This window comes from Roseivirga sp., from assembly GCF_049099775.1.
GTDB lineage: Bacteria > Bacteroidota > Bacteroidia > Cytophagales > Cyclobacteriaceae > Roseivirga.
The window spans coordinates 70,161-81,625 of sequence record NZ_JAGDZM010000013.1 but is presented as its reverse complement, the minus strand read 5'-3'; the positions used below and the strand labels follow the sequence as shown (position 1 = coordinate 81,625).

10 protein-coding genes are annotated in these 11,465 nt (G+C 39.0%); 6 read left to right on the top strand and 4 right to left on the bottom strand.

Features of this window, described 5'->3' with window-relative positions; genetic code table 11:
• Positions 1–16: 16 nt before the first annotated feature.
• Positions 17–931 (bottom strand): FecR family protein, encoded by a 915-nt coding sequence (locus JXQ92_RS17515; protein WP_421987942.1) that lies wholly within the window; start codon positions 929–931, stop codon positions 17–19.
• A gap of 43 nt (positions 932–974) precedes the next feature.
• Positions 975–1,493 (bottom strand): RNA polymerase sigma factor, encoded by a 519-nt coding sequence (locus JXQ92_RS17510; RefSeq protein WP_421987941.1) that lies wholly within the window; start codon positions 1,491–1,493, stop codon positions 975–977.
• Positions 1,494–1,834: 341 nt separating this feature from the next.
• On the opposite strand from JXQ92_RS17510, the gene JXQ92_RS17505 reads away from it, so the two are divergent.
• The 6 genes from JXQ92_RS17505 to JXQ92_RS17480 all read left to right on the top strand — a co-directional run bounded on the left by JXQ92_RS17505 (position 1,835) and on the right by JXQ92_RS17480 (position 8,115).
• Entirely contained in the window at positions 1,835–4,234 is a 2,400-nt protein-coding gene (locus JXQ92_RS17505) for an AAA family ATPase (protein ID WP_421987940.1), read from the top strand.
• A gap of 46 nt (positions 4,235–4,280) precedes the next feature.
• Complete coding sequence (locus tag JXQ92_RS17500; RefSeq protein WP_421987939.1) at positions 4,281–4,517, top strand: contact-dependent growth inhibition system immunity protein; 237 nt, start codon at positions 4,281–4,283, stop codon at positions 4,515–4,517.
• 8 nt (positions 4,518–4,525) lie between these two features.
• Positions 4,526–5,002, top strand: coding sequence for a hypothetical protein (locus JXQ92_RS17495; RefSeq protein WP_421987938.1), 477 nt, complete (start codon positions 4,526–4,528; stop codon positions 5,000–5,002).
• 28 nt (positions 5,003–5,030) lie between these two features.
• On the top strand, positions 5,031–5,531 hold the full coding sequence (locus JXQ92_RS17490; RefSeq protein ID WP_421987937.1) for a hypothetical protein: 501 nt from the start codon (positions 5,031–5,033) through the stop codon (positions 5,529–5,531).
• Between the two features lie 14 nt (positions 5,532–5,545).
• Positions 5,546–5,824 carry a hypothetical protein gene (locus JXQ92_RS17485; protein WP_421987936.1) on the top strand — a complete coding sequence of 93 codons (279 nt, stop codon included), beginning with the start codon at positions 5,546–5,548 and terminating at the stop codon, positions 5,822–5,824.
• A 239-nt stretch (positions 5,825–6,063) separates the two neighbouring features.
• Positions 6,064–8,115 carry a S9 family peptidase gene (locus JXQ92_RS17480; RefSeq protein WP_421987935.1) on the top strand — a complete coding sequence of 684 codons (2,052 nt, stop codon included), beginning with the start codon at positions 6,064–6,066 and terminating at the stop codon, positions 8,113–8,115.
• A gap of 59 nt (positions 8,116–8,174) precedes the next feature.
• Here JXQ92_RS17480 and JXQ92_RS17475 read toward each other — a convergent pair whose 3' ends face one another.
• A complete protein-coding gene (locus tag JXQ92_RS17475; protein ID WP_421987934.1) occupies positions 8,175–8,540 on the bottom strand; it encodes a hypothetical protein in 366 nt (121 codons plus the stop codon).
• Between the two features lie 84 nt (positions 8,541–8,624).
• The gene (locus JXQ92_RS17470) at positions 8,625–11,459 is read right to left on the bottom strand and encodes a PD-(D/E)XK nuclease family protein (protein WP_421987933.1); all 2,835 of its coding nucleotides are present in this window, start codon (positions 11,457–11,459) and stop codon (positions 8,625–8,627) included.
• Between the last annotated feature and the right edge of the window lie 6 nt (positions 11,460–11,465).

Sequence of the window (11,465 nt, the reverse complement as noted above, 5' to 3'; positions counted from 1 at the left end):
TGCCGTAAAACGAAATTTATTCAAAGATAACTTTTCCGTCTTCACTTAAGGTATAGTCTATTTCTAATGTCAAGAAAATAGAACGCAAGGCGCTTTCGAGATTGCCGTGTGAAAAGCTACCATCAAACACTTTGTCGGCATTTTCAGTGGGCAGGTCAATTTCGACATTGTAGTAACGCTTAAGGTCTTCCACCACCGTTACAAGACTGACTGCATCGTAAACGCTCATGCCTGCTGTCCAAGTTGGTGATGCGTCGTTGAATTCAACTTTCCTCAAAGCACCACCCTCATATAAGAGGCCTTCTCCAGGTTTTAATACTTCTCTTTGGTCGTTAAAAGTAACGGCTACGCTGCCTTCAAAACAGTTGACGGCGAACAAATCATCTAAATTCTGGACATCGAATTCGGTACCAAGCACTTTCACATTGCCCAATGGTGTTTCAACGGTAAATGTGGCGCCTTTTTCCACATCGAAATAGGCCTGACCGTCAAGGTCTAAGGTCCGTGCCTCATTCCAAGATTCTTCCGAATAGTTTACTTCGGTAACGGCCCCAAGGGTGATATCAGAACCATCGGGTAACTCATGGGCCAAGGTAGCTGCTAAACCTGTTTTCAGGTTTACCATGCCATCGCTGATAGTGGTGTCGTAGATAAACCATGCGGCGGCAATGAGGGCAATGGTAGCAGCATAACGCAGCAACGGCCTAAAGCTGATCACTTTAGCCGCTGGCTTTGGCCGTACCAATTGACCCTTGAGGGCTTTAAGACTTTCGTGGGTGTCGGCCTTGGGTAGAGACCAATTATCGACATCATCCAATACCGTCTTGAGGTTTTGGAGTTCAGTTTCATTGACAGATGCTTTCTCTTCCTCGCTCAAGTCGCCACTCAGCCATCGGGCAATAAATTCTTTATTTTCAAGTTGCTTGCTCACTGCTTATAAAACGAGAGGGCGTTTAGTTTACCCAACCCCCTTCTTAAATATTATAACTTTTAAATTCTTCGATCTTGTCTTTTAGCTTGATCAATGCCTTGGTCATGCGCTTTTCTATAGCGGTTTGGCTTACTCCCAACATGGTGGCAATCTCCTTATAAGTATGTTTATCTACTCTATTGAGTAAAAACACTTCGCGCTGACCTTCAGGTAATTCGGAAATAGCTTGTTCTATCTGGGACTGAAATTCTTTTGTTCTTAATTGATAGAAAGGGTCTTCTGTATTCTGTTGGGGCATTTGATTCTTCTCGAATTTGAGAGAAACTTTATCTGATCTCACTTTATCTAGAAAGAGTCGATTGGCGACCGTATGGACAAAACCGATTACCTTTTCAAAGATGACCTCAGCACACTTTTGCCATAGCCTAATAAAGCTTTCCTGTGCTATGTCCTGTGCCTGATCCATATCACCACATTTGTAGTAGACATAGTTTCGAACAGACTGAAAATGCTCATGGTATAAGGCATTATAGGTCTCCTCTTGACAAACTGATTTTTCCATGACGCCGAAAAGTACGGATTAATCATTTTCTATGGAAAGATGGAGGGGAATTAGTTAGCAATGAGGCTAACCATAGGGTTTCGGATGAGTTCCTTACCTCCTATCACCCGACCTTACCTATCGGACCCAGTCACTTGTGATTATACCGATATTTTCTTTTCTTAAAGAAAGATAAACACACAACCCTTTTTATTCCCTGTGCTTTTCTAAAAGAAAAAAATGTGCTGATAGTAGGTCAGGATTGGCTAGAAATCATAAAAAATAATTAGCGAAAATGTATCATGCATAGTGTTGACTGATACACAAGGCTGTGGCAATGTGACTAGAACGATATAAAATAGATGATCAAAAAGTTTAAGAGGATAAATAACCTTGCCGTATTTCAAAATTTTGATTGGAATTCAACCATTCGCGATAAAGGAAATAATGTTGTTCTCTTTAAACCAATCAATATTTTTTATGGGAGAAATTACTCGGGAAAAACTACTCTTTCGCGTATTGTTAGAGCACTAGAAACTGGCAACTTATCCGACAAGTATGAGAACCCTCAATTTGAAGTCAATATCACAGGTGTTGCAGATAGCACACCTAACAATTTAACTGAACATGGGAAAAAAATCAGAGTTTTTAACGAAGACTTTGTTAAAGCGAATCTTCGTTTTATCGTAAATCCAGATGAAGGCATTGCACCATTTGCAATAATTGGCGGTAATGCTACAATAGAATCTGAAATTCAAGAACTAAAAAACGAATTAGGTAAAAAAGAAAACATCGAGGAAGAAATCGATGCGTCAGGATTTTATCTTGAATTAAAAAATGCTTCTGAAATGGCTAAAACTGCATTGCAAGCATTTCAAAAAGCAAATAAATCTTTGAGCGACCAATTAAGTTCTAAAGCAACTAACAACCCTAACGGAATAAAGTATAAATCTGAGAAATATGGTGACCAAAACTACAATATTAACAAGTTAAAAAAAGACATTGAAACTGTTTTAGAAGCCTCTTTTCAGCCCTTAACTGATGATGAAGTAACCCAAAAACTTAATTTGCTCCAAGAGAGAGCAAATCCGGATATTCCAGAAATATCGAAACCAAATTTGTATATAGAAACACTTAATTTAAAGGCAAAAGAACTTATAACAAAGCCAATCAGCAGTTCCGATAAAATTGATGAGCTTTTAAAAGATGCTATTCTCAATCGTTGGGTGAAAGAAGGTCGTCAACTACACAAAGATAAATATGAACAATGTTCATTTTGTGGAAACCATATATCACAAGAGAGATGGAAAGAACTAGATAGCCATTTTGATAAAGAATCTGAAAAATTAGAAAAGAAAATTGATTTATTAATTTCTGAAACCAAAAATTCAATTCAGAATATTGACTCAGAGCTTCAAATAAACAAAAATATGTTTTATTCAAAGTTTCATTCAGTCTTGGACACTTTGATCACAAATAGGCAACACACTATTAATAACTTAAAAATTGAATTAAATATAGTCATAGAAAAACTTCAGGATCGTAAAGATGATTTGCTCAATCCAAAAATCTATAATGATATCACAGATTATAGTCAACAACTTGAAGATTATTGGACATCGTTTGAAACCCTCAGAACACAAGCAAACGAATACAGTAATTCTTTAGGTTCAGAACAAACAAAAGCGAAAAGATTATTGAGATTAAGGGAAGTCAGTGACTTTACAACCAACATTCAATATGGCTTTATAACAGCAAACATTCAATCTTTGAAAGCGGCTTCTGATGTTGAAACACAAAACAAACAAGTTGTAGAGGAAAAAATCAAACAGCTGATTTCTCAAATTGAGGATAAAGAAAGTTTGATGAAGGACGAAGAAAAAGGGGCATTAAAAGTAAATGAGTATCTCAATAATTTTTTCGGACACGACTTTCTATCACTACAAGCTTTAGAAGAAACCGATGATTTTGGAAGTAAAAAAATAAAATTTGAAATTGTTCGAAATGGTATCAAAGCCCATCATCTAAGTGAGGGCGAAAGTAGTCTTATTGCGTTTTGTTATTTTATGGCAAAGCTTGAAGATGTCGAAACGAAAGGTAGTAAACCAATTATTTGGATTGATGACCCAATTTCAAGTTTGGATAGTAATCATATATTTTTTGTTTACAGCCTAATTAACGCCGAAATCTTTTCAAAACATGAATTTGAGCAAATATTCATTTCTACGCACAGTCTTGATTTCCTGAAATACTTGAAACGACTGCCAAGTGCTTTGAATAAAAATCAGTGTAGCTACTTTCTAATTTCTAGGGAAAATGAAATCAGCAAGATTAATATAATGCCTAGTTATTTGAAAGATTATGTAACAGAGTTTAATTTTCTTTTCCATCAAATTTACAAGTGTTCGATTGTAGATGCTGAAGATGAAAATCAACACAATTTATATTATAACTTCGGAAATAACGCGCGAAAATTTTTAGAAGCTTTTCTATATTACAAATATCCTAATGCTAGTAAGGATATCGAAAAACTCACAAAGTTTTTTGGAAACAATAGACAAGCTTCAACAATGACAGATAGAATCAATAATGAATTCTCGCATTTGGAAGGGTTGTTTGAAAGAAGTATGACCCCTATAGATATTCCTGAAATGAAAAAAACAGCAAAATTCATTTTAGATAAAATCAAAGAAAAAGATAATGAACAATATGATGCTTTATTGCTAAGTATTGGAATAGAGATGAAAAACACCTCTCAATGAATTTAAAATTGAAGATTTAAGGATAATGATAAGCCAGAATAACGGCTTGAAATTTTTAATCCCTTTAGCACTTGAAGAACTCAGCATCAATATTCTTGCAGAGGGTGACTATTATTGTGGTGATTTACTCAAAGTCGTATTAATGTCAGAAGAAACCTTTTGGATCAATTCTCCTAAGTTAGCAGCCGAACTCAGTGAGCTAATTACTTCCAATTGGCAAACGCTTACAGAAGAAGCTCCAGAACTCTTAAAAGAGTATCTCTTGTGGAAAAAGAGATTATAAAGTAGCAAATGACTAAAAACCAGAATAAACTTCAATTAACCATAACAGGAATTTTCACCCTCCTAGCCTTGGTGATTTTAGTTGATTTAGCGCTTCCAGGCAAAGTTGAAATGAATGAAATAGTCAGTATTAATAAATCTCGTGAAGACTATAATAATGCGGCAGGCAACTTCCATTACTCCTATCAAATTGAGACGACCAAACATACTTTTCCGGTAAAAGAAGCCTTTACCAACCTTGTAAAACCACAGGATTTCGTCGCCTATTCCGTCTCACGAATATTCCAAGAGGTGAACTGGTATAAGGTCCCAAGAATTGGAGATGAACATACTTATTCGTTAAGAATAGTTTCGGGACTAGTGTTACCCTTATTGGCACTTTTAGTCTTTTTTATCCGATACCGATTTAACATAAAGATGAGCACTTTGGTGTTTGTGCTTCAAGTGCTTTTGATTGCGGATCTGGTGTTTTTGCTGATTTATTGAATAATTAGAACAATAGAATTTAGTTAAGATGTTCACTAAGGAAATAACTGATAATAACGAACTATACCTTTATTTAAACGGAAGACTTATATACAAGCGTTGGTTGAATACTGGGCAATCTAAGGTATTTGATGTCATGGCATACAATAAATATACTTATAAAAGCACCACTGACCTTGACTCTGATGGCACTACTAATTTGATTAAAGTAAGTGCTGAATTAAGACTGCATCACAAGAATGAAGGAGGAAGGTCAACAGGCATTTTTAGTGGATATCGCCCTGATCACGTGTTTAACTACAACGACGAAGGTAGCATAGAGAAGGCTTATATCGGTGATATTCAATTTGAAGAACCTAAAATCATTTTACCGGGGGAAACATACAAAGTGACAGTTAGATTCCTTTTATATCAGGAGCTCGAAAAATTCCTCAAACCTGGTAGAGAATGGCACATACATGAAGGGAAGAACAAAATAGGCTTTGCTAAAATTATTGAATTCAAGTTACCAGATCAGTATTACATTTGACCAAACCTAAGGAAATGTTTATTGAAAGACGATTCTTTAAATGGAATGAAAATGACAATAATATGCCAGTGAGGCTCGGCGATAATATATACAGTTTACTGGAAAATGGCATTATTGTTAAAGATCAAAAAGGTAACCAAGACTACAGGCTTGAAGGGAATAATGACATTTGGATAGGTTCAAAAGACGATTTAGTCCACTTCATATATTTTTGTAATCACTCAGGAGATGAGCTTCTTTGCCTTGATCCATTTGATTGTAAGTATCCGGCAACACGTCCCATTACAGGATAATTATCTAAGAAATACAAACAACTTCACTTCGCAAGTATTGACGAGGTTAACAAGAGCTATTCCGGCGACTTGTTGTACTTAGTATTCAGAGACTATGTTCCAACTAACCTCTTTTTGATGAGGATATGAACCTGTATTTTCATAGTTGAGACATATGCAAAGCTCATCTCCATAGAATCTCTCCTTCCCTCTCTCAACTCATTTGACTATCTTTCTTACCTCATCAACCATCAACCCTTATGAATGCTTTTAAGCGACTAGTATTTGGCTGCCTACTCTTTTCATCGGTCGGCCTATTTGGGCAAGTCTCCAACCAATTGGAAATGCTCGATATTTTCAATTTGGAATATGTATCTGATCCTCAGATTTCTCCCGACGGGCAAAAAGTTATCTATGTACGAAATTTTAAGGATGTAATGACGGACAGAAATCTTTCTAACCTATGGATCGCGAGTTTTGACGGGTCATCAAATCGTCCTTTGACTACAGGAGAGCAAAACGATCGATCTCCCAAATGGTCTCACGACGGTCAGAAGATTGTTTATGCTTCGAATAAGTCGGGTAAATCGGAAATCTATCTGCGTTGGATGGATTCTGGCGAAGAAATGGTATTGGTGAACTCAGAAAAGTCGCCCTCCAGCATTACTTGGTCACCGGATGATAGACACTTGGCTTTCAATATGTTTGTACCAAAAGCCAAGCCCTCTCCTATTAGAATGCCAGCGGCACCAAAAGGCGCCAAATGGAACGCACCACCAAAATACGTCGATGACCTAAGTTGGAGACAAGATGGTGTTGGTGAGTTACCTCAAGGTAATCAGCAGCTTTTTACCGTACCAGTTTCTGGCGGCACACCAAGACAGTTAACAGATGCGCCTTTCAATCATGGTGGAGCCGTTTGGGGCAAAGATGGTCAGCACCTTTACTTCAGTGCCAATATGCGCGAAGACAGAGAATTAGAAGGTACAGATTCCGATATCTATTCCATCAGTTTATCTACCGGAACGCTTACGAAACTGACCGATCGGTATGGACCAGACGGTAACCCAACCATTTCTCCTGACGGTAAGCAAATGGCTTATTTAGGCTTCGACGATAAATACAGAGGCTATCAAATCAGTAGGCTTTATATCGCAGACATTGATGGTTCAAACAGTAAACTCGTTTCTGGCGACCTAGATCGTGACGTAGGAAATATCACTTGGTCGGCCGATGGCAAAGGGCTTTATTTCCAATACACCGATAAAGCACATACGAAGATTGGCTACATCACCACCAAGGGAAAAGTAACAGAAATTACTGATGGTTTGGGTGGAGTTTCTCTGGGCAGACCTTATACTTCTGGTGCTTATTCTATCGCTGACAATGGCAACTATGCCTACACTTGGGCTGAAACGTATGAGCCTTCTGAACTCGGGGTGGGTAACAAAGGCAACAACAGAAGAATCACAAAAGTGAACGAAGACCTGCTGGATTATAAGCAGTTGGGCAGTGTTGAAGAGATTTGGTATAAATCATCTGCCGATGGTTTAGATATCCATGGTTGGATTGTTAAACCAGCAGATTTCGATCCGAACAAGAAGTATCCACTGATTCTAGAGATTCATGGCGGTCCTTTTTCAAGCTACGGCCCTGTTTTCTCAGGTGAAATTCAACTGATGGCTGCAGCTGGCTATGTAGTCCTGTACACCAATCCGCGTGGTAGTACCAGCTATGGCTATGACTTTGGAAACCAGATAGATAAAAACTATCCAAGTAAAGATTATGACGACCTGATGTCAGGCGTAGATGAGGTGATTAAAAAAGGTTACGTAGATGAAAATCAGCTTTTCGTTACTGGTGGCTCTGGCGGTGGTGTGTTAACCTCATGGATCATTGGTAAAACTGACCGTTTTAAAGCTGCTGTAGTCGCTAAACCTGTAATCAACTGGTATAGTTGGGCACTTTATGCTGATATGTCGGCCTTTGCGACTCGTTATTGGTTCGACAAAAAGCCTTGGGAAGACCCTGAAAAGTATATGAAGCACTCTCCTATTTCTTTGGTCGGGAATGTCACTACGCCAACGATGCTTTTGACGGGTGAATCTGATTTGAGAACGCCCATCCATGAATCGGAGCAATATTATTCAGCCCTGAAATTGCAAGGCGTTGAAACGGCAATGGTGAGAATTCCAGGCGCTTATCATGGCATTGCGGCTAGACCGAGTAACCTAATCGGTAAAGTAGCTGCAATACTGACTTGGTTCGATAAGTATAAAACTGAATCCGTTAAGATTGATGTAAGGCGATAAGTATCGTCACTGATAAAAAATCTAAATCCGCCATTGACAAGACATTATGGCGGATTTTTTTATAAAAGCGAGAGTTCGGTCGTCGCGATAAGCCGGGAATCGGCCAGTGCATCCGTTCTTAAGTGCCCAGGATAATCTGGGTGGCCTCCCAATTGCGCTAAAGCCATTTTATTCGGATATTTTACAATCAAAACTGCATTCCAAAGGGTTTCGTCCGTTGGCCCGATCAACACTCCTAGAGGTTGTCCCGACCAAACTAATTCTGCCCCAACTTCAGCAATTAGTGGAGCAACGGCTTTCATATAAGCTTGGTATTTCGGAAGTCCATCCGTCTTAAACTTGAGCATATTGATCATGAATACTGGGCCTAGGTCAGGCATTTCCATGAATTGCTGTTGTTGCTCGGTGGTCGGATTGATGTGCATGGTATGAGTGATTAGTTTTTAAGGAAGTTAGCCCCTCTTTCAGGAAATAGAAAGCAAGTAACAGACTTGTTGCTCACCCAAAACTTATACCCGCCTGCACACTCTATTGAAAGCACAGTACTCGCATTGCGCTACATCTTCGGTTTGAGTAAATGCAACCTCAGGGTTATAGATTTCTTGCACCATCTCTTTGAGTTGACTATCAAAAGCGGAAATAACATCTTCCGAAACAGTATTACCAGCCCTAAGCCACTGCGTTCCTTGGCTCAAGTGACGCATGCTGAGAATGCCAATTCGAACTTGTTCAGCAACATGCCCGCGCGTTAAAAGCGCATATAAATACCCTTGAAACCCCGATTTCAAGGCTGGTTTTTCGAAATATGTGTTTATGTATTCATCAGCAGGTAACTTTAGACTGGTTCGGGGAGCTAGCGTTACTTTACCAGTTTTATAATCAATTATTTGGGTCACGCCGTCTTTTTCATCCATGCGGTCGATGGTACCCCCGATATCTGCTTTTTGACCTGAAGGCAGCGATACTTGGTATCGATAATCGCTCTTTTCCAAACCAACCATTTTAAAAGGTGCCAATCGGATATCTAGATCAAGGACTTTGTGCACCATTTGCTCCATCACCTTTTTGGTCACCAAATCTCGCCCGGTCAAGGTCTGATTGGGTTGAATGATCTTGTTTTCTTCAAGCGAAACAATCAACTGCTTTTCAACTAAGCCTTTCAAGAGCTTAATCTGACTGCTGTCGATTTCTCTGTCTAAATGCGGCGTATAGAGTTTCTCCAATACTTCGTGCACGACAATTCCAAGGTTCCGTGCATCGATGTCTTCTTCCACTTGATCTTGTTCGCTATACCGCGCTACATATTGAAAATAGAACTTGAGCGGACAGGTAATGTATGTCGTTAACGATGTTGGAGAAAGAAATTTACCTTCTTCGTTTCCTGCAACATACCGATCTAGCATGTCCATAACCGCCGCATTCTTAGCGATTGAGATTTCATTTTTCTCTTCTTGTGGCGGGATAATACCTTCGTAGAGCTTCTCTTTTACCAGATAATTTGGTAATGATTTATATCGTCGTAATTGCTGTAAAACAAAACGACTGACTTCACCTGAAGAGTCGGCCGCTACGGTATTGTCGTAGACATAGTGAATGTTTTCGGCACGCTGCATAAGTCTTTTGAAGTGATAGGCATAGATGGCATCTTGCTCTTCAAAAGTTGGCAATTCAAATACCTTCCTTAAGCCATAAGGTATGTATGAATTCAAGCTTCGGCCTGCCGGAATTTTACCTTCATTGGTAGAAAGAATAATCACGTTCTTAAAATCCAGCGTTCGGGTTTCTAGAAAACCCATAATCTGGAAGCCTTTCACCGGTTCGCCTTCAAAAGGAATTTTCAGCGACCTAAAATGCTCTTGAATAATCTTCTTGATCAGCCGTATAGAAAACCCCTCTCTATTCTTCAGGTAATCGTTAAACTGATTTAAAGACTTGAGGAAAAAGTAAATAAACTCACGATCGGCGACACCCTGCTCTGATGATTTGAAGTGATAGAAAACCGATGTCAGATAGGTTTTAAAGCCTTCGCTAATCATTGACCATTCTTGCTTTACGCTGAGTAAGGCTTTTAATTCTGGCGACTTTATGCGTTCTAGAAGTGCCGAAAGGCTTACTTTATTTTTCTTCTCTTGGACAAACCAGTGATTGAGATCATCATAGATACCTTCATGAAAAATGGAAGTGTAGGCATTGGAAAGAAAAGGCCTTAAGTCGTAAACATGAAAAACGGTATCTCCTGATGTGACTTTTGCCCGACGAATAAGTTCCAAGTAAGAAAGGGCAAAATCATACACTACGGTAGACTTCATGGGGTATCCCATTGTCACATTTACGTGCTGATCGGATAGTGGAATAGCGTATAGCAATGGCAGCAACAGCTTTTCATCCGCGAGTACAATTGCTGATTCTTCCGGCTTTCCGCCTAGAGCCACAACCTCCGACATAAGATCGGCAGCTAAATGTGCCTGCCCCATTAATTGCGGCACGGCATGAACGGTCACTTTCTTCGGTTGACGCAATGAATCTGCATTAATCCAAACCGATTCTGGCCATTTCTTAGCATAAGCCCTTACAAAATCACCTGCCTCTTCTATGTACTCATTCAAGTAATAATGGTCAACATCCCAATACAGCGTACCAATTTTGGCTTTCACCAATACATCGAAAATTACTTCTTCCGCTTTAGACAGCGCATTGAAACCGCAGATGTGATAATGACTGTACTTATGATCGAAGTTTTCGTGTTTCAGTACTTCGGCTAAAGACCGGTAAAGCATACCACCATAGGCTTTTTCTTCCTGAAGCAATACGTCTTGGTATTCGCTATAGACGCTACCGACCTCCTTCCAAATCTTTAAAAACTCTGTGAGTAGTTTCGTCTTTTCTTGCTTCTCAGTTAGCGTTCTAAACCGTTCTATGATGTCTCTTAGCTCATCGTTATAACCAAATACATGGTCAATTTCCTTAATATCTTGGAGGGCAGAATAGATCTTCTTGGCATTGGCTAAGTAACGATCTATTTCGTCGTAGTCTTTTAGAATTACCTTTCCCCAGGCATAAAACTTATCGAAGGTTAAATCTTTGTCGCGTTTCTGATAGACTTTAAAAAGATTGAATAACAGCGTCAATTCATCTGTTATCGTCAATCGGGTCATTTCTTGCACTAAATCTTCAATACTCAGAATAGTGGGTAGAATAAAATCTTGACTTCCAAAGCGATCTAATAAAGCACGTTTAAAAAAGACACCTCCACGTTTGGTTGGAAACACATAGCAGCACGACTTTAAGTCCCGAAGGTCATTTGGGTCAATTTGCTCTACTACTGCCTGATGAAAAGTCTCCATTTAACT

Bases quoted from the DNA above. Each gene is read 5' to 3' on its own strand.
- JXQ92_RS17510 (WP_421987941.1), bottom strand. From the start codon at position 1,493: ATGGAAAAATCAGTTTGTCAAGAGGAGACCTATAATGCCTTATACCAT.
- JXQ92_RS17505 (WP_421987940.1), top strand. From the start codon at position 1,835: ATGATCAAAAAGTTTAAGAGGATAAATAACCTTGCCGTATTTCAAAAT.
- JXQ92_RS17495 (WP_421987938.1), top strand. From the start codon at position 4,526: ATGACTAAAAACCAGAATAAACTTCAATTAACCATAACAGGAATTTTC.
- JXQ92_RS17490 (WP_421987937.1), top strand. From the start codon at position 5,031: ATGTTCACTAAGGAAATAACTGATAATAACGAACTATACCTTTATTTA.
- JXQ92_RS17485 (WP_421987936.1), top strand. From the start codon at position 5,546: ATGTTTATTGAAAGACGATTCTTTAAATGGAATGAAAATGACAATAAT.
- JXQ92_RS17480 (WP_421987935.1), top strand. From the start codon at position 6,064: ATGAATGCTTTTAAGCGACTAGTATTTGGCTGCCTACTCTTTTCATCG.
- JXQ92_RS17475 (WP_421987934.1), bottom strand. From the start codon at position 8,540: ATGCACATCAATCCGACCACCGAGCAACAACAGCAATTCATGGAAATG.
- JXQ92_RS17470 (WP_421987933.1), bottom strand. From the start codon at position 11,459: ATGGAGACTTTTCATCAGGCAGTAGTAGAGCAAATTGACCCAAATGAC.